The sequence below is a fragment of the Micromonospora sp. WMMD734 genome, assembly GCF_049178975.1.
Lineage (GTDB): Bacteria > Actinomycetota > Actinomycetes > Mycobacteriales > Micromonosporaceae > Micromonospora > Micromonospora wenchangensis.
This window is the reverse complement of the sequence record NZ_JBMHMK010000001.1, coordinates 2,667,677-2,691,330: the sequence shown is the minus strand read 5'-3', so window position 1 is coordinate 2,691,330 and position 23,654 is coordinate 2,667,677. Positions and strand designations below refer to the sequence as shown.

The 23,654-nt window shown below is 73.3% G+C and carries 22 protein-coding genes; 17 read left to right on the top strand and 5 right to left on the bottom strand.

Annotated features, from left to right (window positions below; genetic code table 11):
• Positions 1-26 precede the first annotated feature (26 nt).
• The 11 genes from ACN267_RS11405 to ACN267_RS11355 all read left to right on the top strand — a co-directional run bounded on the left by ACN267_RS11405 (position 27) and on the right by ACN267_RS11355 (position 11,091).
• Positions 27-1,178, top strand: a complete 1,152-nt coding sequence (locus ACN267_RS11405) for an acyl-CoA dehydrogenase family protein (protein WP_204961050.1) — start codon at positions 27-29, stop codon at positions 1,176-1,178.
• Positions 1,179-1,191: 13 nt separating this feature from the next.
• Positions 1,192-2,220 (top strand): acyl-CoA dehydrogenase family protein, encoded by a 1,029-nt coding sequence (locus ACN267_RS11400; RefSeq protein WP_421488599.1) that lies wholly within the window; start codon positions 1,192-1,194, stop codon positions 2,218-2,220.
• A 74-nt stretch (positions 2,221-2,294) separates the two neighbouring features.
• Positions 2,295-3,386 (top strand): LLM class flavin-dependent oxidoreductase, encoded by a 1,092-nt coding sequence (locus tag ACN267_RS11395; protein ID WP_204961052.1) that lies wholly within the window; start codon positions 2,295-2,297, stop codon positions 3,384-3,386.
• Positions 3,383-4,384, top strand: coding sequence for an LLM class flavin-dependent oxidoreductase (locus tag ACN267_RS11390; protein ID WP_204961053.1), 1,002 nt, complete (start codon positions 3,383-3,385; stop codon positions 4,382-4,384). Before ACN267_RS11395 ends, ACN267_RS11390 begins: the two co-directional genes overlap by 4 nt.
• The gene (locus ACN267_RS11385; protein ID WP_421488598.1) at positions 4,381-5,964 is read left to right on the top strand and encodes a class I adenylate-forming enzyme family protein; all 1,584 of its coding nucleotides are present in this window, start codon (positions 4,381-4,383) and stop codon (positions 5,962-5,964) included. Before ACN267_RS11390 ends, ACN267_RS11385 begins: the two co-directional genes overlap by 4 nt.
• Positions 5,961-6,956, top strand: a complete 996-nt coding sequence (locus ACN267_RS11380) for an LLM class flavin-dependent oxidoreductase (protein ID WP_204961055.1) — start codon at positions 5,961-5,963, stop codon at positions 6,954-6,956. Before ACN267_RS11385 ends, ACN267_RS11380 begins: the two co-directional genes overlap by 4 nt.
• A 15-nt stretch (positions 6,957-6,971) precedes the next feature.
• Positions 6,972-7,943 (top strand): enoyl-CoA hydratase/isomerase family protein, encoded by a 972-nt coding sequence (locus tag ACN267_RS11375; protein ID WP_204961056.1) that lies wholly within the window; start codon positions 6,972-6,974, stop codon positions 7,941-7,943.
• Positions 7,944-7,951: 8 nt separating this feature from the next.
• Positions 7,952-8,935: an LLM class flavin-dependent oxidoreductase gene (locus ACN267_RS11370; protein ID WP_421488597.1), complete on the top strand. Its 984-nt coding sequence runs from the start codon at positions 7,952-7,954 to the stop codon at positions 8,933-8,935.
• A complete protein-coding gene (locus ACN267_RS11365) occupies positions 8,932-9,267 on the top strand; it encodes a VOC family protein (protein ID WP_204961058.1) in 336 nt (111 codons plus the stop codon). Before ACN267_RS11370 ends, ACN267_RS11365 begins: the two co-directional genes overlap by 4 nt.
• A 287-nt stretch (positions 9,268-9,554) precedes the next feature.
• On the top strand, positions 9,555-10,223 hold the full coding sequence (gene npdG, locus ACN267_RS11360) for an NADPH-dependent F420 reductase (protein ID WP_204961152.1): 669 nt from the start codon (positions 9,555-9,557) through the stop codon (positions 10,221-10,223).
• Positions 10,224-10,329: 106 nt separating this feature from the next.
• A complete protein-coding gene (locus ACN267_RS11355) occupies positions 10,330-11,091 on the top strand; it encodes an SDR family NAD(P)-dependent oxidoreductase (RefSeq protein WP_204961059.1) in 762 nt (253 codons plus the stop codon).
• 11 nt (positions 11,092-11,102) lie between these two features.
• Here ACN267_RS11355 and ACN267_RS11350 read toward each other — a convergent pair whose 3' ends face one another.
• The 3 genes from ACN267_RS11350 to ACN267_RS11340 all read right to left on the bottom strand — a co-directional run bounded on the left by ACN267_RS11350 (position 11,103) and on the right by ACN267_RS11340 (position 13,575).
• Positions 11,103-11,762, bottom strand: a complete 660-nt coding sequence (locus ACN267_RS11350) for an HNH endonuclease family protein (protein WP_421488596.1) — start codon at positions 11,760-11,762, stop codon at positions 11,103-11,105.
• A gap of 104 nt (positions 11,763-11,866) precedes the next feature.
• Positions 11,867-12,772 carry an RNA polymerase sigma-70 factor gene (locus tag ACN267_RS11345; protein WP_204961061.1) on the bottom strand — a complete coding sequence of 302 codons (906 nt, stop codon included), beginning with the start codon at positions 12,770-12,772 and terminating at the stop codon, positions 11,867-11,869.
• A gap of 62 nt (positions 12,773-12,834) precedes the next feature.
• Entirely contained in the window at positions 12,835-13,575 is a 741-nt protein-coding gene (locus tag ACN267_RS11340; protein WP_421488595.1) for an SDR family oxidoreductase, read from the bottom strand.
• A gap of 206 nt (positions 13,576-13,781) precedes the next feature.
• On the opposite strand from ACN267_RS11340, the gene ACN267_RS11335 reads away from it, so the two are divergent.
• From ACN267_RS11335 to ACN267_RS11310, 6 genes are all read left to right on the top strand, one after another.
• Positions 13,782-14,576 (top strand): dienelactone hydrolase family protein, encoded by a 795-nt coding sequence (locus ACN267_RS11335; RefSeq protein WP_204961063.1) that lies wholly within the window; start codon positions 13,782-13,784, stop codon positions 14,574-14,576.
• Between the two features lie 102 nt (positions 14,577-14,678).
• Entirely contained in the window at positions 14,679-14,948 is a 270-nt protein-coding gene (locus ACN267_RS11330) for a GlsB/YeaQ/YmgE family stress response membrane protein (RefSeq protein WP_204961064.1), read from the top strand.
• A 112-nt stretch (positions 14,949-15,060) separates the two neighbouring features.
• Positions 15,061-15,330, top strand: coding sequence for a metal-sensitive transcriptional regulator (locus ACN267_RS11325; RefSeq protein ID WP_204926517.1), 270 nt, complete (start codon positions 15,061-15,063; stop codon positions 15,328-15,330).
• Between the two features lie 126 nt (positions 15,331-15,456).
• A complete protein-coding gene (locus ACN267_RS11320; protein ID WP_421488594.1) occupies positions 15,457-16,857 on the top strand; it encodes a rhodanese-like domain-containing protein in 1,401 nt (466 codons plus the stop codon).
• A 38-nt stretch (positions 16,858-16,895) separates the two neighbouring features.
• Positions 16,896-17,495 carry a rhodanese-like domain-containing protein gene (locus ACN267_RS11315; RefSeq protein ID WP_421488593.1) on the top strand — a complete coding sequence of 200 codons (600 nt, stop codon included), beginning with the start codon at positions 16,896-16,898 and terminating at the stop codon, positions 17,493-17,495.
• Positions 17,492-18,376, top strand: coding sequence for a sulfite exporter TauE/SafE family protein (locus ACN267_RS11310; RefSeq protein WP_421488592.1), 885 nt, complete (start codon positions 17,492-17,494; stop codon positions 18,374-18,376). The genes ACN267_RS11315 and ACN267_RS11310 overlap by 4 nt, the downstream gene beginning before the upstream one ends.
• A gap of 25 nt (positions 18,377-18,401) precedes the next feature.
• Here ACN267_RS11310 and ACN267_RS11305 read toward each other — a convergent pair whose 3' ends face one another.
• Both ACN267_RS11305 and ACN267_RS11300 read right to left on the bottom strand, forming a co-directional pair.
• Positions 18,402-23,213, bottom strand: a complete 4,812-nt coding sequence (locus tag ACN267_RS11305; RefSeq protein WP_421488591.1) for a hypothetical protein — start codon at positions 23,211-23,213, stop codon at positions 18,402-18,404.
• The gene (locus ACN267_RS11300; protein ID WP_421488590.1) at positions 23,210-23,569 is read right to left on the bottom strand and encodes an effector-associated constant component EACC1; all 360 of its coding nucleotides are present in this window, start codon (positions 23,567-23,569) and stop codon (positions 23,210-23,212) included. Before ACN267_RS11300 ends, ACN267_RS11305 begins: the two co-directional genes overlap by 4 nt.
• Positions 23,570-23,654: the final 85 nt, after the last annotated feature.

Here is a 23,654-nt window from a genome sequence, read left to right as displayed (position 1 = left end):
CACCGACGACCCACAGGGGGGTGGGCATGGACTTCGCTGACAGCGACACCGACCTGGCGTTCCGGCGCGAGGTCGGCGGATGGCTCGACGGGGCGCTGGCCGACGTGCCCGACCAGGAGGAGCTGACCCAGGACGAGCGGGAGCACTGGTCCCGGGTGTGGCAGGACCGGCTCTGCGCCGGCAACTGGGCCGGACTGTCCTGGCCGGTCGCGCACGGCGGCCGGGGGATGGACGCGTTGGCCCAGGCCGTCTTCAACGAGGAGGCCGCGGTACGCGGCGCGCCGTACCCGCTCAACGGGGTGGGCATGATGCTGGCCGGGCCGACGATCATCGCGCACGGCACCGACGCCCAGCAGGCCCGGCACCTGCCCGGCATCCTGCGCGGCGACGAGTACTGGTGCCAGGGCTTCAGCGAGCCCGGCTCCGGGTCGGACCTGGCCAGCCTTACCACGGCGGCGACCCGGGTCGACGGGGGCTGGCGGATCAACGGGGCCAAGATCTGGACGTCGAATGCGCACAACGCCTCGCGCTGCCTGCTGCTGGCCCGTACCGACCCGGCCGCGCCGAAGCACCAGGGGATCACCTACTTCCTCGCCCCGATGGACGGGTTCACCGTCCGGTCGCTGGTGATGATCAACGGGGACACCGAGTTCAACGAGATGTTCCTCGACGACGTGTTCGTCGCCGACGACGACGTGCTCGGCGGGGTCGGCAACGGCTGGACCGTCGCGCTCACCACGCTCGCGTTCGAGCGCGGCAGCATGGCGCTGAACCTGTGGGTCTGGGCCCGGCAGGCGGTCGACCGGCTGATCGACGTCGCGGTCGAGCGGGGCGTCGCCGACGACAGCGCGTTCGTCGACGCGGTGGGCGCGTTGCAGTGCGACGCCGAGGCGGTCCGGATCGGGTCGATGCGGATGCTCGGCGAGAGCCGGGCCGGCGGGGTGCCGGGCCCGGAGACCTCGGCGCTCAAGAGCCTGTGGGCCCGGGTGGTGCAGAACGCCAACCGGCTCGCCGTGCAGCTCGACGAGGCCGGCGGGGTGCTGGTCGACGGCGCCGGCGCCGCCGCCCGGATGCGCCGCTACCTGCGGGCCCGCGCCCACACCATCGAGGGCGGCACGGAGGAAGTCCAGAAGTCGATTCTCGCGGAGCGGGTGTTGCGCCTGCCCCGCTCCCGCTGAGCGAGGTGGTCCGGTGCGCGCGACATTCACCCAGGAACAGCAGGACATCGGCCGGACCGTGGGCGCGCTCGCGGCCGCCGACCGGGGCACGGCCCGCGCGGCGTGGTCGGGCGGCTGGCGGGCCCCGGCGGGGGACGGGCCGCTGCTGCGTGACTTCGGGTTGCTCGGGGTGCCCGAGTCGGCCGGTGGCATCGGGTCGGGCCTGATCGACCTGCTGGTCGCGGTCGAGGCGCTCGGCGGGCGGCTGGTGCCCAGCCGGTTCCCGGCGCACGCGGCGGCCGTGCAGCTGCTCTGCGGGGACGGGCGGCGCGGGCCGCTGCCCGAGGAGGTGCTCGACGGCCGCCGGGTGCTCACCACGGCGGTCGACGTGCCGGGCAACTCCGGCTGGGCCGACACGGCGTCGGTGGACCCGCTGGTACGCACCCTGGTGCCGTACGCGGCGCAGGCCGACGGCGTCGTCGCGCTCGGCCCGGCCGGGGTCTGGTTCGCCGACCCGGTCCGGATCACCGCGCGGCAGTCGCTGGACCCGTCGGTGCCGTTGGCGGACCTGACTCTGGCCGCGCCCGAGCGGCCCCAGCCGTCCGGTGCCGGGCCGCTGCGGGCGGCGCTGGTGGTGGCGGCTGAGCTGTGCGGGGTGGCGCAGGGGGCGATCGACCTGGCCGCCGAGCAGGCCCGCACCCGCCGCCAGTTCGGCCGGGTGATCGGGTCGTTCCAGGGGGTAGCGTTCCCGCTGGCCGAGGCGGCCACCGCCCGCAAGGCGGCCTGGGACCTGACCCTGTACGCGGCGTGGGCGGTCGACACCGGACGCCCGGACGCCGGGGTCCAGGTGCACGCGGCGAAGGCGGCGGCCGGACAGGCGGCGGTGTTCGCCGCCGAGCGGTGCATCCAGGTGCACGGCGGGATGGGCATCACGATGGAGGCGGACCCGCACCTGTTCCTGCGCCGCGCCTTCGTGCTCGACGCCCGCTGCGGGCGGGGGTCGTGGCACCGGCGGCGGGCCGGCGAGCTGCGCATCCGGGCACGTCGGGCCACGCGGGGCTGACCTGCGGAAGTCTTGCCGGGTGCCAACCCGGAGCAGTAACATACCGGCTGGTCGGAATAAATGAGGAGAAGGCCGTGAAGTTCGGAATCATGAACCTGTTCCCGGTGGCCGACGGCGCATCGGACCATCAGGTGCTCCGAGAAACCCTCGAAGAGATCCAGCTGGCCGACGAGCTGGGCTTCGACTCGGTCTGGCTCGCCGAGCACCACTTCTCGAAGTACGGCATCCTCGGCAGCCCGGTGAACTTCGGCATGGCCGTCGCCGAGCGGACCCGCCGGATCACCATCGGCACCGCCGTCCTGGTCCTCCCGCTGCACCACCCGCTGCGCCTGGCCGAGGACATCGCCGCCCTCGACGTGCTCAGCGGCGGCCGGGTCTCGATCGGCGTCGGCCGCGGCTACCAGCCCGCCGAGTTCGCCGGCTTCGGCGTGCCGCTGGAGGAGTCGAAGCAGCGCTACCAGGAGACCCTGGAGATCCTGCGGCTCGCGCTGTCGCAGGAGAACTTCTCCTACCACGGCGAGATCTTCCACTACGACAACGTCACCACCTACCCCCGGCCGTTCACCCCCGGCGGGCCGCCCATCCTGCAGGGCACGGTCTCCCCGGAGAGCTTCCGGGAACGCGGCGCGGTCGGCGAGTCGATCATCACCTCACCGAACTTCACGCCGTTGGGAATCATGCAGAAGAACTTCGACCTCTACCGGCAGAGCATGCGGGACAACGGTTTCGACCTGTCCACCTACGACCTGCCGTTCATGCAGCAGGTCTGGTGCGGCGACGGCGACGAGGGACTGCGCGCGGCAGCCCAGGCGGCGATGAACTACTACAAGTCTGTCGGCAAGGTCATCCCCGGCTCGGAGGACGCCATCGCCCAGGAACGCGCCTACTACGCGGCCGTCGCCAAGAACATCGAACTGCTCACCCTGGAGCAGACCCTGACCCACGGCGGCAACTTCGGCTCGGCCGAGCGCGTCATCGAGACCATCGAGATGCTGCGCGACCAGCTCGGCATCAACCACTACATCGGCTGGCTGCGGATCCCGTCGCTGGACCGGGCCGCCGCGCTGCGCTCCATGGAGGAGTTCGCCGACAAGGTCATCCCGCACTTCCGGGCCCAGGACCGCGCCGCCGGGCGGGTGCCCACCGCCGAGGCGGTCCTCGGGTGAAGATCAGCTGCTTCCTGAGCGCCCAGTTCGATCCGTCGGCGTCCGCCGCCGAGGGCATCGACGGCGTACTGGCCCAGGCGGCCGCCGCCGAGGCGGCCGGCTTCCACGCCGTCTACCTCGGCCACCACTACCTGGCCCGGTCGGCGTTCGTCCAACCCGTCCCGCTGGCCGGCTACCTCGCCCACGCCACCTCGCGGGTCCGGATCGGGTTCGGCGTCCTGCTGGCCCCGCTGCTGAACCCGGTCGCCCTCGCCGAGGACCTGGCCTCCCTCGACGTGCTGTGCGGGGGCCGGCTGACCGTCGGCATCGGCGCCGGCTACCGCAAGCGTGAGACCACCGCGTTCGGCGTCGCCTGGGAGGACCGGCTGCGCCGGCTGCGGGAGTACGTGCCGATCCTGCGCGCCCTGTGGAACGGCGAGACGGTCGACGTCGCCGGCAGCTGGGGCGAGGCTCCCGGCGCGTCCCTGGCACTGCGCCCGGCCCAGCCCGGCGGCCCGCCGCTGTGGATCGGCGCGTTCGCCGAGCCGGCCGTCCGCCGCGCCGCCCGGCTGGACGCCCCCTGGCTGATCGGACCCAAGGGCGACGACGCCGAGCTGGCCAGGCTGCTCGGGATCTACCGGGCCGACCTGGGCGAGCGTGGCTTCTCCCTCGACCGGGAGTACCCGATGAGCCGTGAGGCGTACCTCGGCGACAGCTACCCGGCGGCGGTCGCGGCCGTCCGCCCGCACCTGCAACGCCAGTACGCCGGCTACCGGTCCTGGGACGACGCGCAGTCCCTCGACCTCGACCGCTATCTGGCCGAGGACTGCCTGGTCGGCTCGGCCGACGAGATCGTGGCCAAGCTGCGCCGCTGGGAGACCGAACTGGGCATCACCGAGGTGTCGCTGCGCCACCAGTTCGTCGGCGCGGGCCAGGACGAGGCGATGGAACAGCTCGCCCGCTTCGGCGCGGAGGTCATTCCGAGGGTCGCCGCGACCGCACCCGGGGTGACCCGGTGAGCGCCGGCAGCCTGGTCGGCATTCTGGAGGGCCGGTGCGCCGACCGGGGCGAGCTGCCCGGCCTGTACGGCGAGGACGGCCGGTCCTGGACGTTCGACCAGATCGACCTGCTCGCCGGGGGCGTCGCCGCCGCGCTGCGGGCCGAGGGCGTCGGCCCCGGTGACCGGGTCGCCTGTTACCTGACCAACGGCCCCGAGATCGTCTTCCTGCTCTTCGGGGCCTGGAAGATCGGCGCGGTGCCGGTCACCGTCAGCAGCCTCTACAACGCCGCCGAACTGGCCGAGTCGGTGGCCAAGACCGCGCCCCGGCTGCTGCTGGTCGACGACCGCCGGCCCGACGTGGTCGCCGCGTTCCTCGCCGCCCGGTCCGACCCCGACGGGAACGGCGTAGCTGACGCCACCGCCGTCCCGGTCCGGTCCGTCACGGCGGCGTTGACCGACGTGCCCGAACTGCCGTGGCGGCAGGAGACCCGGGTCACCGGCGTCGACGTGGGGCCGGAGGCCGAGGCGTGCATCCTGTTCACCGGTGGCACGACCGGGCGGCCGAAGGCGGTCAGCGTCACCCACGGCGGGACGCGGGAGTCGCTGATCCGGCTGGCCCGGGTCACCACCGGCACCGAGGCCGAGGGCAGCGCCGCCCGCGACGCCCGCCCCAACCTGATCGCCCTGCCGCTGTTCCACAGCGGCGGCCAGCACGCGCTGCTGTTCGCGTACTTCGTCGGCCGGCCGGCGGTGGTCTGGGAACGGTTCGGCGTCGACCGGCTCGCCGACCTGATGCCCCGCTTCGGCTTCGACAACCTGTTCCTGCTGCCCACCATGGTCTACGACATCGTGCACGCCGAACGGGACCTGCCGTTCGCCGGGGTCAGGTCGGTGCTGGTGGCCGGGCAGGCGATCTCCTGGCCGGTGCGGCGGGCCTTCGAGGAGCGCTACCGGGTGCCGATCCTGGTCAACTACGGCTCGACCGAGGCCGGGCACATCGCCGGCTGGACCGGCCGGGACATGAGGGCCGGCCGGTGGAAGCCCGGCTCGGCCGGCCGGGTCTACCCGGGCGTCGAGCTGGAGATCCGCGACGACGCCGGGGCCGCGCTGCCGACCGGCGCGCAGGGCGAGGTGGTGGTCCGCTCCGCCCTGACCCGGGGGTACGTCGACGACGCCGCCGCCTCGGCCGAGCTGGTCCGCGACGGCTGGGTGCACACCGGCGACATGGGCTACGTCGACCCCGACGGGGTGCTCTTCCTGGTCGGCCGCAAGCGGGACATGATCAAGTGCGGCGGTTTCCAGGTCTGGCCCGAGGAGATCGAGGACGAACTGCGGACCCATCCGCTGGTGCGCGACGTCCGGGTGCTCGGCCGGCCGGACGACCGGCTGGGCGAGATCCCGGTGGCGCTGGTGGTCCGCGCCGCCGACGACACGGTCGACGACACCGACCTCGCCGCACTGCTCGTCGCGTACGCCCGGGAACGGCTGGCCCACTTCAAGGCCCCCCGGCGGATCGAGTTCGTGCCGGCGCTGGAACGCAGCGCCACCGGCAAGCTCAGCCGCGCAGCGGCCCCATCGCAGGGAGGCGGAGAACGATGAGGTTCGGCATCATGGCGTCGCACCAGTACCCGCCCGGCGACGACCTCGGCAGGCACCTCGACGACCTGTTCGGCACCGTCGAGCTGGCCGCCGAACTGGGCTACGACTCGGTCTGGACGATCAACCACTTCCAGTCCAACCTGGCCACCCCGCAGCCGATCTCGATGCTGGCGAGCCTGATCCCGCGTTCGGGGGACATGCTGCTCGGCACCGGCATCCTGCTACTGCCGATGTTCCACCCGGTGCACGTCGCCGAGGAGTTCGCCACCCTGGACCACCTCTCCGGCGGGCGGGTGATCCTCGGCGTCGGTGCCGGCTACCGGGAGAACGAGTTCGCCGCCTTCGGCGTCGACCCGGAGAGCCGGTTCCGCCGCTTCGACGAGAGCCTGCGGCTGATCCGGGCGCTGTGGACCGGGAAGCCGGTCACCCACGACGGGGAGTTCTACCCGCAGGTCGACGCCACCATCGGCATCCCGCCGCTGACCCCGGGCGGGCCACCGATCTGGGTCGGCGCGGGTGGCAAGAAGGCGGTCCGTCGGGCCGCCCGGCTCGGCGACGCCTGGTACGCGCCGGGCAACTCGCCGAGCCGCCGGTTCCTGCCCGAGCACCTGGCCGTCTACAACGAGGCGTTGGCCGAGTACGGGCGGGACCCGGCGACGGTGCAGCGTCCCGTGGGCGTGGAGCTGTACTGCGCGCCGAGCACCGAACAGGCCGTCGCGGAGGCGCTGCCGCACGCCCGGGTCGAGTACTCGACGTACGCCGAGTATCCGGCGCTGCGCTGGCAGCGGGACCGGTTCGACGAACTGGTCCGTAACACACTGCTGCTGGGTTCACCCGAGTTCCTCGTCGAGCGGATCTCCGCCCTGCGGGACCTCGGGTTCGACCATCTCATCTTCCGGCCCGGGTGGCTGGGCATGCCCACCGAGAAGCTCCGCGCCTCGCTGCGGCTGTTCGCCGCCGAGGTGATCCCCGCCTTCCGTACCACCACCTGACCTAAGGAATCCGCCGTGAAGAAGACCGAAGCCGAACTGCTGGAGAACCAGTGGGACGTCGAGAACATGGAGGTCGACCCCGAGGTCCTCGCCAAGTACGTCCGCTACCACGTCGACGAGGAACGGGCCGTCGCCACCATCACCTTCGACCGCCCGGAGCGGCTCAACGCCATCCCGGTGGCCGCCTTCGAACGGGTCGGTGACCTGGTGAAGGAGGCGGAGACCGACGACCGGGTCAAGGTCATCGTGTTCACCGGGGAGGGGGAGCACTTCGGCACCGGCGCCGACGCCGCCGAACTCGGGCACTACATCGGCTACAAGACCGGCACCGACAAGGCGTCCCGGCGTCGTCCGGCGCAGCGGCAGCGCATCCTGCCCGACCGCAACGTGCTCAGCTCCGGCTTCACCCGGCCGATCATCGAATCGCTCAAGGCGACCATCTGCCAGGTGCAGGGCTACTGCTACGGCGGGCACTTCCAGATCGCGCTGTCGGCCGACATCGTCATCGCCTCCCCGGACGCCCGGTTCACCCACCCGGCGTTCCGCTACCTGGGGCCCGCGCCGCAGGACATGTACCACTGGATCGAGAAGGTCGGCCTGACCACGATGAAGGACGTCATGCTCACCATGCGGGCGATCGGCGCGGAGGAGGGTGAACGCAAGGGCCTGGTCACCAAGGTCGTCCCGCGTGACGAACTCCAGAAGTGGGTCGACGACTACGCCGACGCGATCGCGGTGATGCCGCTGGACTCGCTGATGATGGGCAAGTCGATGATGCAGGTGGTGATGGAGGCGCGCGGCAAGGGCCTCGGGGCGATGACCGGCTGGGTCGGGCACGGCTGGGCCACCAACGTCAGCTTCGCCGACGGGGACTGGAACTTCCTCAAGGAACGCCGGGAGAAGGGCATCGGGCAGGCGCTGGCCGACCGGGACCGGCTGGTCGCCCCGTACTTCCGGCTCAGCGACAGCCGGTCGCGGGAAGAGTAGGCGACGGCGTGAGGTTCGGCATCCTGCTCGACCACCAGTACGCCCCCGGCGACGACCTGGGCCGGCGCATCGGGGAGACCGTCGAGTACGTCCAGCACGTCCGCGACCTGGGCTACGACTCGGTCTTCGGCATCCACCACTACCTGTCGTCGCTGCGCACCCCGCAGCCGCTGCCGCTGCTGAGCCGGCTCATCGACCACTCCGGGACGATGCAGCTCGGCACCGGCATCCTCATCCTGCCGCTGGGCCACCCGGTGCACTGGGCCGAGGAGATCGCCACCATCGACCAGATGTCCGGCGGCCGGTTCGTCCTGGGCATCGGCTCGGGCTACCGCGACGTCGAGTTCACGTCGTTCGGCATCGAACGGCGGACCCGGGTGTCCCGGATGAACGAGGCGCTCGCGGTGATGCAGCAGCTGTGGACCGGGGAGCCGGTGCACCACGAGGGCAAGCACTTCACCCTGGACGGGGTGCGGTGCAGCGTACTGCCGGTGCAGCGCCCGCACCCGCCGGTGTGGGTGGGTGCCAACGGCCCGACCGGCATCGCCCGGATCGCCCGGCAGGGGCTGCCCTGGCTGGCCCCGTCCAACGTGCGCCGCAACTGGGCCGTGGGCAACCTGGCCGACTACCGTGAGCAGCGGCGGGCCGCCGGCTTCGACGAACGGGACGCGGTCTTCCCGATCCACCGGGACCTGTGCGTGGCCGACTCCGCCGACGCCGCGTTCGCCGTCGCCGGCGACGCGGTGCGCCGCTCCTACGGCGAGTACGTCCAGTACGGCATGGACTTCTTCGAGTCGCAGTGGGACGCGATCAAGGAGAAGGCGCTCTTCTTCGGCTCGCCCGACGACATCGCCGCCAAGATCCAGGATTTCGCCGACGCCGGCTTCAACCATTTCGTCTTCCGCGCCCAGTGGCTCGGCCTGCCGATCGAACGGTCCATGGAGATCGTCGAGCGGTTCGCCCGCGAGGTGATGCCGAGGTTCCGGCCATGAGGATCGGTCACGTGATCGTCCCCGCCGACGACCTGGACGCCCAACTCGCCTTCTACACCGCGCTCGGATTGACGGTGCGGTTCCGCGACGGCGACCGCTACGCCGCCGTCACCGACGGCACGGTCACCATCGGCCTCGCCGACGCCGGCCAGCAACCCGTCGCCGGCCGCACCGTGCTCAGCATCCAGGTCGACGACCTCGACGCCTGCCTCGCCCAACTGGCCGCCGTAGGCGTCACCGCCACCACCCCGACCACCGGCCCGCACGAACGCCGGGCCCTGATCACCGACCCCACCGGCAACCCCCTGACCCTCTACCAACCCCACCCCTGACCCCCCACCCCACCCCACCCCCTCACCCACCCCCCACCCCGCCCCGGTGATCAAGAGAAAAGCGTCAGGAGTGATCTCCACGATGACGCAAACCTCTTGATCATCTGACGCAAACCTCTTGATCACCGAAGCGAGCCGGGACAGCACCTCCACCTCACGCAGCGGCGGGTGGCCGGGGGGTAGGGCACGGAGAGCGGGCAAGGGGCCGGCAGGGCAGGGCACGGGGCGGGAGGGGGCGGGGCGGCTGGTGGGGAGGGCAGGGGCACTCGGAGAGGTACGAGAAGGAGATCGATGTGAGTGTGAGTGACGAACTGCGGGGCCTCACCGTCGGTGTGCTCGGCGGGACGGGGCCGCAGGGGCGGGGGTTGGCGCGGCGGTTCGGGGCGGCCGGGCTGGACGTCGTACTCGGGTCGCGGGACGCCGAGCGGGCTGCGCGGACGGCGGCCGGGTTGCCCGGCCGGGTCCGGGGCGGGTCGAACGCCGATGCCGCCGGGCAGGCCGACATCGTGGTGGTCGCGGTGCCCTGGGAGGGGCACGCCGAACTGCTCGCCACGCTCGCCCCGGCGCTGGCCGGGAAGATCGTCGTGGACTGCGTGAACCCGCTGGGCTTCGACAAGCAGGGTGCCTACGCGCTGCCCGTCGCGGAGGGCTCCGCCGCCCAGCAGGCCGCCGCGATCCTCACCGGGTCGCGGGTCGTCGCCGCGTTCCACCACGTCTCGGCCGTGCATCTGGAGGACCCGGACCTCGACCGGGTGGACACCGACGTGCTGGTGCTCGGCGACGACCGCGAGGCCACCGACCTGGTCCGGGACCTCGCCGCCGCCATTCCCGGTGTACGGGGCGTCTACGGCGGCCGGCTGCGCAACGCCCACCAGGTCGAGGCGTTCACCGCCAACCTGATCTCGGTCAACCGGCGCTACCGGGCCCACGCGGGCCTGCGCGTCACCGACGTCTGACCCCGCCCCTCGGCCGAAGACCCGCCGCCCTCGGCCGAAGACCCGTCCCCGGCCGAAGCCGCGCTGTCACCGGCAGCAGACCCCGCCCCGGCACGAAGGAGCATCCATGGATCTCGCCCGTACCACCGCCATCGTCACCGGCGCCGCATCCGGGCTGGGTGCGGCGACCGCCGCCGCGCTGGCCGCCGCCGGTGCCACCGTGCACGGCTTCGACCTCGGGCCGGCCATCGCGGCGGCCGGCGACACCCCGTCCGGGGTACGGCTGGTCGACGTCGACGTGTGCGATCCGGTGTCGGTGCGGGCGGCCGTCGACCGGGCGGCCGACGGCGACGCGCCCCTGCGGACGGTGGTGAACTGCGCCGGGATCGCCCCGTCACAGCGCATCCTCGGCCGACGCGGCGTGCACGACCTCGACCTGTACGCCCGCGTGGTGCGGGTCAACCTGGTCGGCACGTTCACCGTGCTGACCCTGGCCGCCGAGCGGATCGCGCAGACCACCCCGGACGGGCACGGCCAGCGGGGCGTGATCGTCAACACCGCCTCGGTCGCCGCGTTCGAGGGGCAGGTCGGTCAGGCGGCGTATGCGTCGTCCAAGGGCGGCGTCGTCGGCCTCACCCTGCCCGCCGCCCGGGACCTCGCCCCGCACGGCATCCGGGTGATGACGATCGCGCCCGGCATCATGCTGACCCCGATGATGCAGACCGTGTCGGCGCAGTACCGGGCCGGGCTCGCCGCCGGGGTGCCGTTCCCGGCCCGTCTCGGCGACCCCGGCGAGTACGCCGCGCTCGTGCTCGCGGTCGTCGGCAACGACTACCTCAACGGCGAGGTGGTCCGGCTCGACGGGGCGCTGCGGATGACGCCCCGCTGACCGTACGGGGGTCAGTAGGCGTAGGTGACCGAGATGGTGGCGTTGGGGCAGCCACCGGCCAGGCTGGTCAGGGCGCTCTTCTCGGCGCTGTCGACGGTGAGCCGCCACCGGGTCTTGGTGGCCACCCACTCGTTGACGTACCGGCACCGGGCGGCGGCGTACGGCGGCAGCCAGGTGGCCGGGTCCTGGTCGCTCTTGGCCTGGTTGACGTTGTCGGTGACGGCGGCCAGCGGGCGGCTGTCGCCGAGGTCGTTGGCGTACGCCTGGCGGCGGCTGGTGGTCCAGGTACGCGCGCCGGAGTCCCATGCCTCGGCCAACGGCACCATGTGGTCGATGTCGAGGTCACCGGTGGCGGTCCAGTAGGCGTTGTCGTAGTAGGAGTACCAGCGTCCCCCGCTCAGCGTGCAGGTGCCGGTGACGGTGGGCGCGCTGACCGCCTCGGCGAGCAACACCTCGTTGCGGGTGTTGCAGCCGTCGCCGTCGGCGTCGATCCAGTGCGGGAAGAGGTCGCGGCTGTATCCGGTACGGATCTCGGTGGCGACGGGAAGGTCGGCGACGGCGGTGGTCAGCGGGGCGGAGTAGCCGGCGGCCTCGGCGCGGTGGGCGAGGCCGAGCGTGGCGGCGAGGACCGCGGCGGGGATGGTCGCGGCGGCGCGCAGGTGTCGGTTCATGGGTGCTCCGTCCGGTCAGATGCGGGCTCCGTTGCCCCATGTATAGACGGAAGTCGAAGGAGCGGTCCAGTGGGCCCGGTGTGAACGGTGGCCGAACTCGCCGGTCAGCGGCGGGTCGGCAGCCGAGCCAGCTTGTCCGGGTTGACCACCAGCAGCAGCCGTTCGATGCCCCGTACCGAGGTGTCCAGGGTGATCAGGGTGACCGGCCGGTCGGCGGCGACCAGCACCCCCGGGCCGCCGTTGACCTCGACCAGGCCGACCGTCGTGCCCCGCCAGTACTTGCGCCGCACGTTGTCCAGGAAGTTCGTCACCCGGGCCGGCCCGCACACGTCCCGGCGGGCCGCGTGCACCCGGCCACCGCCGTCGGAGCGGGCCACCACGTCGGCGGTGAGCAGCCGCTCCAGGGTGGCCAGGTCGCCGTCGCGGGCCGCGCCGAGCAACGCCTGCGCCAACCGCCGACGGTGCTGCGGCGCGGCGGGCGCAGGGCCTTCGACGGCGAGGTGCCGCCGGGCCCGGGTGGCCAGCTGCCGCGCGTTCGGCTCCGACGTGCCGAGCACCTCGGCGATCTCCCGGTACGGGTAGTCGAACGCCTCACGCAGCACGTACGCGGCCCGCTCGGCGGGGGTCAGCCGCTCCAGCAGCAGCAGGACCGCGACGTCCAGGGCCGCCGCCCGTTCCGCGCCCAGGGTCGGATCGGCGTCGGTGGCGACCGGTTCGGGCAGCCACGGCCCCACGTACGTCTCCCGGGTGGCGCGGGCGGAGGTGGCCGCGTTCACCGCCAGCCGGGTGGTCGTGGTGGTGAGGAAGGCCGCCGGGTTGCGTACCCTGCTGCGGTCGGCGCGCTGCCAGCGCAGCCACGCCTCCTGCACCACGTCCTCGGCCTCGACGACGCTGCCCAGCATCCGGTAGGCCAGCCCGAACAGTCTCGGCCGTACGTCGAGGAACGCGGTCAGGTCGGCCGGCGCGACGGCCGCCGGCGCGTCGGCGGCGGCCCCGGACCCGGTCGTCATGCACCCACGGTAGGGGGTGCGGCGCGGGGGCGCGGCGGCACCCGCCGGCCCCCCGCGCCGGGTCAGCGTCCGCGCCACTGCGCCAGCCGGGTGCCGCCGGTGCGGGCGTCGCCGAGCGGAACCAGCGCCTGCTCGGCCAGCAGCGCCCCGAAGTAGCGCCCCTGCGGGTCGCTGACCACCGGGCGGGGGTCACCGGCGGCGGTCAGCGTCGCCCGGCCCAGCTCGTCCAGGCGGAACCGTTCGGGTCCGGCCAGTTCCACGATCCCGTCGGCAGGCGTGCCGAGGGCGATCTCGGCCAGCACCGTCACCACGTCGTCGGCGGCGACCGGCTGGATCAGCGCCGACGGCAGCCGTACCTCCCCGTCCACCACTGACGACTCGACGATGGCCGGCACGAACTCGAAGAACTGGGTGGCGCGCAGCACCGTCCAGGGGACGTCCGCGGCGGCGATCAGCGCCTCCTGGGCCACCTTGGCCCGCATGTACCCGCTGTCGGGGATGCGGTCGACGCCGACGATCGACAGCGCCACGTGGTGCCGTACGCCGGCCTTCGCCGCTGCCTCCAGCAGGGTCCGGGTGGACGTCCCGAAGAACGCCAGCACGGCGTCCGCCTCGAACGACGGGGAGTTCGACACGTCCACCACGACGTCCGCGCCGTCGAGCGCCTCGGCCACGCCCGCGCCGGTGACCGCGTCGACCCCGGTCCGTGGCGAGGCGGCCACCGCCTCGTGGCCCTGCTGCCCGAGCAGCGCCACCAGCCTGCTGCCGATGAGTCCGCTGCCCCCGATGACGACGATCTTCATGGTCGATCCACTCCCTGTCCGTCCCTGGCGGTCGCGCCGCCCCGTACCCCTACGACCGACGGGACCGGTGATCCGTGACAGGCGTCGTGGCGGGCCGGGAGCGGGGCGGCGGCCCGGTGGGGTGGCCGGGTCACGGTCCGCCGGTGGCCGCGGCAGCGGGTAGCGTTCCCGCGGTGGGTGCGCCGGCACCCGGGTGAGGAGACACCATGGCGGGCACGACGACGGTGGAGGTTCCGACCAGCGACGGCGCGGCGGAGGCGTACCTGGCCCGGCCGGACGGGGACGGGCCGTTCCCGGCGGTGCTGTTCTTCATGGACGCCTTCGGGCTGCGTCCCCGGCTCGCCGAGATGGCCGAGCGGATCGCCGCGCGGGGTTACCTGGTGCTGGTGCCGAACCTGTTCCACCGCACCGGCCCGATGCCGCGCGTCGACCTCGCCGACCTGGCCGACCCGCAGCGGCGCGGCGAGTTGTTCGGCCGGATCGTGCCGCTGATCATGGCGCTCACCCCGGAGCTGGTGGCCCGGGACGCCGGGGCCTATCTGGACTTCCTCGCCGCCCGTGACGACGTCGCGGACGGGCCGGCGGCGATCGTCGGGTACTGCATGGGTGGCACCAACGCGCTGCGCGCGATCGAGGCGCACCCGGACCGGATCGCGGCGCTGGCCAGCTTCCACGCCGGACGGGTCGTCACCGACGAGCCGGACAGCCCGCACCGGGGCGTCGGCGCGGTCACCGGTGAGCTGTACTTCGCCCACGCCGACCGGGACGACTCGATGACCGCCGACCAGATCGCGACCTTGGAGGCGGCGCTCGACGCCGCCGGGGTCGCCTACCGCTCCGAGGTGTACGTCGGCGCACCGCACGGCTTCACGATGGCCGACACCGCGATGTACGACGAGGGGGCCGCCGAGCGCCACTGGACGGCGTTGTTCGACCTGCTGGATCGGACCTTCCGGGGGTCGGCGCGGCGGTCGGATGACGGTCCCCATGCGAGCGTATGACAGTCGCGTGACATTCGGCCCGCAGCGTCCCGCCGTGGTTTCACCGCCCGCCCGCCGGGGGCAGAGTCCAGGTCGACAGCGACTCGTGGAGGGACGACACACGTGGAAGTACAGGGCTTCTTCACCGCCATCATCATCGGTCTGATCATCGGTGCCCTGGGTCGCCTCGTGGTGCCCGGGAAGCAGAAGATCTCGATCCTGCTCACCCTGGCCATCGGCGTGGTGGCGGCGATCCTCGGTACCCTGCTCGCCGGCGCGTTCGGGGTGGACGACACCCCGGGCATCGACTGGATCGAGCTGTTCCTCCAGGTGGCCTTCGCGGCCGTCGGCGTGGCTGTTCTCGCCGGCACGTACGGCCGACGTCGGCACTGACCCGCACCCCCTCGCGTCGGCCCGCCCTCTCCCCGGGGCGGGCCGACGCGGCCGTTGCGCCGGGTGGCGGTCCAGGTACCCCCGGGGGTATGTTGGCGGCAGGAGGTGCACCGTGAAACTGCGACCGGAGATGACCGGCGACGCGCTGACCCGGCTCAAGCGGGCCCGGGGTCAGCTCAACGCCGTGATCGAGATGATGGAGAACGGCGAGGACTGCCGGGAGGCGTTGACCCAGCTGGCGGCGGTCTCCAAGGCCATCGACCGGGCCGGCTTCAAGATCATCGCCTCCGGGATGCGGCACTGCGACGCGGCGCGCGGGCGCGGCGAGACCCCCGAGATGACCGAGGCCGAGCTGGAGAAGCTCTTCCTGGCGCTGGCCTGACCCGCGAACGGCGTCCCGCCCGGCCCGCCTGAGCGCGCTCCGGGCGGGTACTCCGTACCTCGGAACACGAACACCCGTCTGTCCGTTAAATACCCCCTGGGGTATAAGCAGAAAGAGAGGTTTGTCATGACTGTTGAGGTGACGGTGCTCAGCACGTCCTCCCTCGGCGACCGCAGCTACCTGGCCACCGACGGCCGGGTCGCGGTCGTGGTCGACCCGCAGCGCGACGTCGACCGCGTCCTGCGCCTGGCCGGCCAGCACGACGTCCGGATCACCCACGTGGTGGAGACCCACCTGCACAACGACTACGTCTCCGGCGGCCGGGAACTCGCCCGGCTCACCGGCGCCGACTACCTGGTGGCCGCCGCCGACCAGGTCGACTTCCCCCGCACCCCGGTCGACGACGGCGACGAGGTGCCCGTGTCGGACACCCTGCGGCTACGGGTGGTCGCCACCCCCGGCCACACCTTCCACCACCTGTCCTACGTCCTGGACGCCGCCACCGACGGCGGCTGGCAGCCGGTCGGTGTCTTCACCGGCGGCTCCCTGCTCTTCGGCACCACCGGCCGCACCGACCTGCTCGGCCAGCAGCACGCCCACGAACTCGCCCACCACCAGCACGCCTCCGCCCGGCGGCTGGCCGACCTGCTGCCCGACGGCACCCAGGTCTGGCCCACCCACGGCTTCGGCAGCTTCTGCTCCGCCACCCAGTCCGACGCCCCCGACTCCACCATCGGCCGGGAGCGGCAGGTCAACCCGGTGCTCCGGCTCGCCGCCGCCGACTTCGTCACCGACATCCTCGCCGGCCTGGACGCCTACCCCGCGTACTACGCGCACATGGGGTCCACCAACGCCGCCGGCCCGACGCCGATCGACCTCACCCCGGTCACCCGCGCCGACGCCGGTCAACTGCGCGAACGGATCGCCGCCGGGCAGTGGGTGGTCGACCTGCGGCACCGCAAGGCGTACGCCGCCGCGCACCTCGCCGGCACGGTCAGCCTCGGCCTCGACGGGCCGATGTCCACCTGGCTCGGCTGGCTGATCGACTGGGGCGCCCCGCTCACCCTGCTCGCCGAGACCCCGGAACAGATCGCCGAGGCCCAGCGGGAACTGGCCCGCATCGGCATCGACCGGCCCGCCGCCCAGGCCACCGGCGGCCCCGAACGGTGGGCCGCCGACCCCGGCCAGCTCCGCGAGCAGCCCACCGCCGACTTCGCGGCCCTGGCCGCCGCCCGCGCCGGGAACCCGCCCGCCGGACTGCCCGCCCCGCAGGTCGTCCTCGACGTGCGGATGACCAACGAGTGGACGGCCGGGCACCTCACCGACGCCGTGCACGTCCCCCTGCCCGACCTGCGGGCCCGGCTCGCCGAGATCCCCACCGGGGTGATCTGGGTGCACTGCGGCTCCGGCTACCGGGCCAGCGCCGCCGCGTCCCTGCTGGCCAACGCCGGCCGGACGGTGGTCGTCGTCGACGACCGGTTCGACCGGGCCGCGCCCGCCGGCCTCACCCTCACCACCCCCGCCTGACATCCCCACCCGCCGCGGCGGACCCGAAACGAGGAGAGATGGACCGTACCGACCCCACCCGCACGGCCACCGTCGACGCCGACACCCTGCGTGCCCTGGTCGACGCCGGCCGGGCACCCCGGCTGCTGGACGTCCGCACCCCGGCCGAGTTCGCGACCGCACACATCCCCGGCGCCTACAACGTCCCGCTCGACCTGCTCCGCGAACACCGCGACGAGCTGCGGCGACACCTCGACGAGGAGGTGGTGCTGATCTGCCGCTCCGGCGCACGGGCCAACCAGGCCGGCCGGGCGCTCGCCACCGCCGGCCTGCCGCACCTGCGGGTCCTCGACGGCGGCATGCTCGCCTGGGAGAAGACCGCGGCACCCGTACGACGGGGCACCCCCCGCTGGGACCTGGAACGGCAGGTACGCCTCGTCGCCGGGTCGATCGTGCTGGTCAGCGTCCTCGGCTCGGTGCTGGTGCCGGGACTGAAGTGGGTCGCCGCGCTGATCGGCGGCGGGCTCACCGTCGCCGCCCTCACCGACACCTGCGCCATGGGCATGCTGTTGGGCCGGCTGCCCTACAACCGGGGCGTCGGATGCGACCTGGACGGTGTCGTCGCCCAGCTACGCGATGACACCGGACGGCAGGGGTGAGCGCCACCCTGCCGTTGACCGTCGGGCTGGCCGTGCTGATCGGGGTCAGCCTCGGCCTGCTCGGCGGCGGCGGTTCCATCCTGGCCGTGCCGCTGCTGGTCTACGTCGCCGACCTGCCGGTACGGGAGGCGATCGCCACCTCGCTGCTCGTCGTCGGCGTCACCAGCCTCGTCGGGGTGCTGCCGCACGCCCGGGCACACCGGGTCCGCTGGCGTACCGGGTTGGTGTTCGGCCTCGCCGGCATGGCCGGGGCGTACGTCGGTGGGCGGCTGGCCGGCCACCTCCCGCCGACGCTCCTGCTCACCGGATTCGCGGTGCTGATGCTGGCCACCGCCGTCGCCATGATCCGCGGCCGACGGGTCGCCGGGGGGACCGGGCCGCACGGGCTGCCTCTGGCCCGGGTGCTCGCCGACGGGGTGGTGGTCGGGCTGGCCACCGGACTCGTCGGGGCCGGCGGCGGGTTCCTGGTGGTGCCCGCGCTGGCGCTGCTGGGCGGCCTGCCGGTGCCGGTCGCCATCGGCACCTCGCTGGTGGTGATCGCGATGAAGTCGTTCGCGGGTCTCGCCGGCTACCTCTGGACCGTCGACATCCACTGGCCGCTGGCGCTCGCCGTCACGGCCGCCGCCGTGCTCGGCAGCCTGCTCGGCGGGCGGCTCACCGGCCGGGTGCCGGCCGAGGTCCTGGGCCGGTCGTTCGGCTGGTTCGTGCTGGTGATGGGTGGTTTCGTGCTGGTCCGGCAACTACCCGGCGAGGTTCGGGCCGACCCGGCGCTGTGGACCGGCCTGGCCGGCCTCGCGGCCGGCGCGGCGCTCGCCGCGCTGGCCTGTGCCCGACGTGCCCCGTCCGGGGCCGGTCGGGCAGCGCCCCGCCCCGCCGACTGACCACCCGGCCGGGCCTGCGGCGCGGTCACCGGGGGCGGCGACGCAGGTTGGCCAGCTTCTCCATGCCCTGCCGGGCCTGGACGGTACGCAGCAGTTTGCTGGTCTCCTTGCGGAAGTGGCTGCACTGCTTGCCGAACTCGCCCACCGACTGGTCCTTGCTCGCCTGGAGCAGCCGTTCGGCGTACTCCAGCCAGCTGTGGCCCTCCCACGGGCACGGCTCGGCGATCGGATCGGCCGCGGAGGTCAGCTCGGCGGCCAGCAGGATCGCGCGGGCCATCAGGAACATGGTGACCGGGGTGACCCGACCGGCCAGGTGGACCTGCTGGAACACCCGGCACCCGTCGAAGAAGTGGAACGCCTTCACCGCCTTCTCGGGGTCCCGCCGCAGCTCCGCCATCCGCAGGTAGACCGCACCGAGACCGCGCAGGAGCTGCACCTCGGTGAAGTTCTCCCGGAGGAGGTCGGCGATCGTCGAGTGGGACTCGTCGGTGACCTCCCGGTCGGCCGGCGGACGCACCCGGGGCGTGGGGTCGAAGACCCGGCTGAGCTGGTCGGCGAACTCGCTGCCCTCGGCGATCCGCCACACCCCCCGGTCGGCCAGGCTGGTGACCACGGCGTCGCCGCTGCGCCGCCGGTTGAGCATCCGCGCGACACCCTCGGTGTAGCCGCCGTTGCTCATGATCTCGGTGGCGACGTTCTCGACGTCGCTCCAGGCGATCTCCCGGTTCAGTTCCAGGTCGACCCGGGTCCGCAGGATCACCAACTGCTCCAGCAGCGGACCCTCCCGCTCCTCGGCGGCGAGCAGGTCGCCCGCCTCCAGCAGCAGCGGACGCGGGTCGGGATCGTTGCGCGGCCAACCGAAGTGGGCGTACCCGACGATGGCCTCGACCATGGCCAGCCCGTACCGCAACCGTCCCCGACCGTCCGACGCGGTCACGATCAGCCGCCGGTACGTCTCGATCGCCTGCCGGTACTCCCAGATGTAGCGGTGGAACTCCGCCCGGACCTCCAGCACCCCCGGATGGTCCGGCCAGCGCTGCTCGGCGGCCCGGATCAGCTCCCAGACCGTGCTGTTGTCGACGTCGTTACGCCGGTGCACCCCCTGCTCGTCAGGCTGCTGCTCGCCCACCCCCAGCCAGCGCCGGTACTGCCGCTCCAGTCCCACCTCCATCTGGAGCAGCTCGATCGAGTGGCTGAACCGGCGCAGGTGCCCGTCGAGCTTGTCCCGGCGGAGCCGGTAGACCCGGCGGATGTCGACCAGATCCTCCGGCCGCAGCCGCTTCCTGCGCTCCAGGCGCTCCACGCCCTCCGGGGTGGCCGCGGCCAGCAGGTTACCCTCGCTGCTCCACCGGGCCCGGTGGCACCACAGGTCGAGCACCGCGTGGTGCCAGGTGGTGTGCTCCTGTTCGGCCAGCCAGTTCTGCACCTCCTTGATCCGGCGCAGCAGTTTCTGGTCGCGGGGTCGGGTCCGGGGGACGTCACCGCCGCGCGGGGACGCGTCGATCTCGGCCCGCCAGCCGCCCAGCTCCCGCTGGATACGCAGCTCCCGCAGCAGCGACCGGGCGCTCGGCCGGTCCTCGTGGGCCCGCTTCGCGCACTCCAGCGCGACCTCGGCCTCGGTCGTCGCCTCGGCGAACCTGTTGTTGCGACGCAGGCAGTGCGCGACGAACAGGTGCACCTCCGCCTCGATCCCGGGGAACAGCGGGAACTCGCCGTCGGTCAGCACCAGGGCCATCGTCCGTCGGGCGGCCTCCAGCTGGCTGACCACGTCCGGGTCGCTGCGGTGCACGGCGTGCAGCAGCCGCCACACGTACATCCGGGTGTCGCCGGGCCAGCGGGCCGGCGAGCCCCAGGCCGTCGTCAGCTCCTCGACCACCCGCCGGCCCGTCGCCTCCTGGTCGGCGAAGGTGGGCTGTTCGGCGACGAGCAGCGTCGCCACGCCGCACAGCCGCATGCTCCACAGTCCCCGGTCGCTGTCCGACCCGGACAGGGCCAACCCCTCGCTGACCGCCGCCGTGGCCTCGGTCAGCGTCGCCACCCGTTCCGCCAGGGTGCGCTCCCCCCGGGCGCGACCGCACAGCAGCCGGTGGCGCATCTGCAACACCGCGAACCGGTCCCGCAGGGTGACCGGCTCGGGCATCAGCCCGAACAGCTCGAACGCGGTGCCCAGCGCGGCCCGCGCGGCCGGCACCCGGCCCGAGGTGAGCTGGAGGTCGACGGTGTTCAGCAGCCAGGAGATCGCCACGGTGATCAGATCCGGGCGGTTGCCGCCGGCCACCCGGGCGCAGTCGGCCAGCACCGGCGCGGCCTGCTCCCGGGCCGGCAGCAGGCTCGTCCCCGCCCGCAACCGGCGGCCACCGATGAACAGCGCGGTGTCGATCGACTTCAGCAGCCGGTGCGACAGCGCGTCCCGGTCGGCCTGCCCGATCGCCTCCGCCACCGCGTCGGCGGCGGCCACGAACGCCTCGCGCACCTGCTGGCTCTGCCCGGTGGCCCGCATCGCCTGGTTGAGCCGGGCGGCACCGGCGACCACCGGGTAGCCGCTGGCCCGGACCGGCCGGGCGGCGGGGACGTCCACCTCGACCGGCGGCGCGACGGCGTCGGTCGGGGTGGTGACCGGCCCGTCGGTTGCCGCGACGGCCGTGGCCTCCAGCAGCACGGGGCTGAACGCCGCGTCGCCTGAGTGCGCGGCGGCGAGCTTGGTCAGCGTCTCCCGCAGCCGGGGGTATCCGGCCACCACCGCCTCGTCGAGGCAGCCGATCGCCCGGTCGACGCCCTTCAGGACGTGCCGGTCGGAGTTGTCCGGGTGGCGTTGCCGTTGCCGCAGCATCGCCATGACCAGTGCGAACATCGCCTCGGCCACCGGCTCGTCGAGCTGGTCGGGGGTGAGTTCGGCACCGTCGACGAGTGCCCGCCCGTAGACGTTGTCGCCGCCGCTGCCGCGCAGGGTGGCGGTCAACGCGTTGCTCAGCGCGTGCCGGGCCGACCGGCCCAGGTCGTGCCAGAGGACGCCGTCGTGCTCCTGCTGGGTGAGGATGCGCGCCTCGACCAGGTGGTGGGTGGCCTGCGGGGTGAGCCCGCAGCCCATCGTTTCGAGCAGTTCGGCGGACATCCACAGCCCGTCGGTGATCGCCCAGGCGGTCAGCACGGCCAGCGCACCGGGCCGGCCCCGCTTGCCGTCGACGCCGGTCCACAGCGCGAAGCAGTCCACGTCGCGCAGGCCGGCACCGACCGTGGCGGCAGAACGGCGCAGCAGCGCGTCGATGAGGTGTTCGACGCCCGGCTGCTCGATGCGCTTGTTCAGCACATCGTTGGCGAGTTCGTCGATGCCGTTGTGCAGCACCCCGGGCAGCCGGACCAGCTTGTCGTCCAGCTCCGTCCAGAGCCGACCCTCGGCGAGGCCGGCGATGGTCAGGCCGCCGCCGTACAGCGGGTCGGCGAGCACCTGGTCGACCAACGCGGTGGCCTCGTCCTCACTGAGTTCCCGCAGCTGGATCACCGGCAGGTAGCGCAACCGGTTGTCGCCGCTGACGTGGACCTCCGCCCGGGTGGCGATGATGACCAGCGCCCGGTCGAACACGGACAGCTCCAGCAGCCGGTCGAGCTGCGCCCGGACCGCCCCCGGCCGGGTGCCCAACCGGGAACCCTCGACGAACAGGATCAGCCGTCGGCGGTGCAGCTGCCGCTGCAACTCCTCGACCAGGGTCGTCCGGACCGCCTCGGCGTAGTCCATGCCGTAGTCGGTGACGTCGTCGATGGTGACGTCGAGTTCCCGGGCGAGCGCCCCGAGCACCGGCTCGGGCGCGCTGCTGTTGGGGATGTCCAGCCGCAGCAGTGCCACCTCGTCGAGCTGCCCGGCCTCCTCGGCGAAGCGGGCCAGCACCTCGTCGACGAAGTACCGCTTGCCGGCGTGCCGGGGCCCGACGACCGGCAGCACCGCCCCCTGTGGCAGGCGCAGGCTGGCCCCGCCCCGGACCAGTTCCGGGACCCGGCCGGCGAACGGCAGCTGCCGGTCCGGCCAGGCGCTCTCGAAGCCGGCCCGCTCGCCGTGGTCGGTGGGGGAGCCGGCGGGCCGGCGGGGGAACGGCACCGCACGCCGCTGCGGCGGACGCCACGCGGGGTTACGCACCCAGCCCCGGTCGAACTCGACCGGGCTGCGGGCCGGCGGCGGAAAGCCCTCGCCGGCCAGGAGTTCCCCGGCCTCCCGCAGCACCTCCGTCGGGCTCAGCCACTCGGGCGCGTCCGCCCGGCCGCGCCCGAAGACCTCCAGCAGGGCCCGGGTGAACGGGGTGTGCAGCTCGTCCGGGCCGGCGTCGAGCGCCGGCCCACTGCGGACGGCCGCCATCAGCTGCCAGCCACGGTCCTCGTCGAGGTGCAGCGCCTCCGACGGCAGGACCAGGCTGGCGTTGCCCGCGTGGCAGCAGTCGAGGATCAGCAGGCACCGCTGGGCGTCGGTGCCCCTGGCCGCCGCCACGAAACTCTCCACCGGGAACTCCTTGCCGGAGGTGTCCGCAGCCTCGTGGGGAAGGAGCCGTAGCGACCGGCCCGCCAGGACGGCGTGACCGGCGAAGTAGACCACCAGCACGCCGTCGCGGCCGACGAGCCGGGCCGCGTCCTCGACGTACCCGGCCAGGTCGTCGGCCGTGGGGTCGGGCACCACGGCGATCCGCCGCTTCGGCAGCCCCCAGACGGCGGGATCGGCGAACGCCTCGGCCAGGGCCGTGAGGTTGTCCCCGGCGGCCGGGACGGTCAGCCCCAGATGGGCGTAGGAGCTGACCCCCAGCAGGACGGCACGGGACTGGGCCGGATCGAACCGTGGTTGGTGCGCAGCGGTCACCGCAGGCCCTGCTTGAGCACCGCGACGACGTCCTCGGCCGAGCCGCTGGCCTCGATCTTCACCTCCCGGGTGCCGTCCGGGCTGTCGGTGAGGGTCACCGTGACGGTGGTGTCGCCGCCGCGCCGGGCGCCGCGCCGGGCCTGGTACCAGTCGTACACCGCCTGGATCGCCACGGGCAGCAGCACGTCCTGGCCGATGAACTCCAGCACCTCGGCGGCCCCGAGGGTGCCCGGCTCGGGTGCGCGGTGGATCAGCCGGACCCGGGCGTCGCGCAGCTCCGGGTCGGCCACCAACTCGTCGCGAAGGTCGTGCACCGGCGACTCGTCGGAGTCCGAGACCGAGAAGATCAGACGCATGCCGTCATCATGGCCCATGCCGTCACGCGGTGTCAGCCGCGGGACGCTCTCCTGTCGTCCTGTCGACACAGTCCCGCCGACCGTC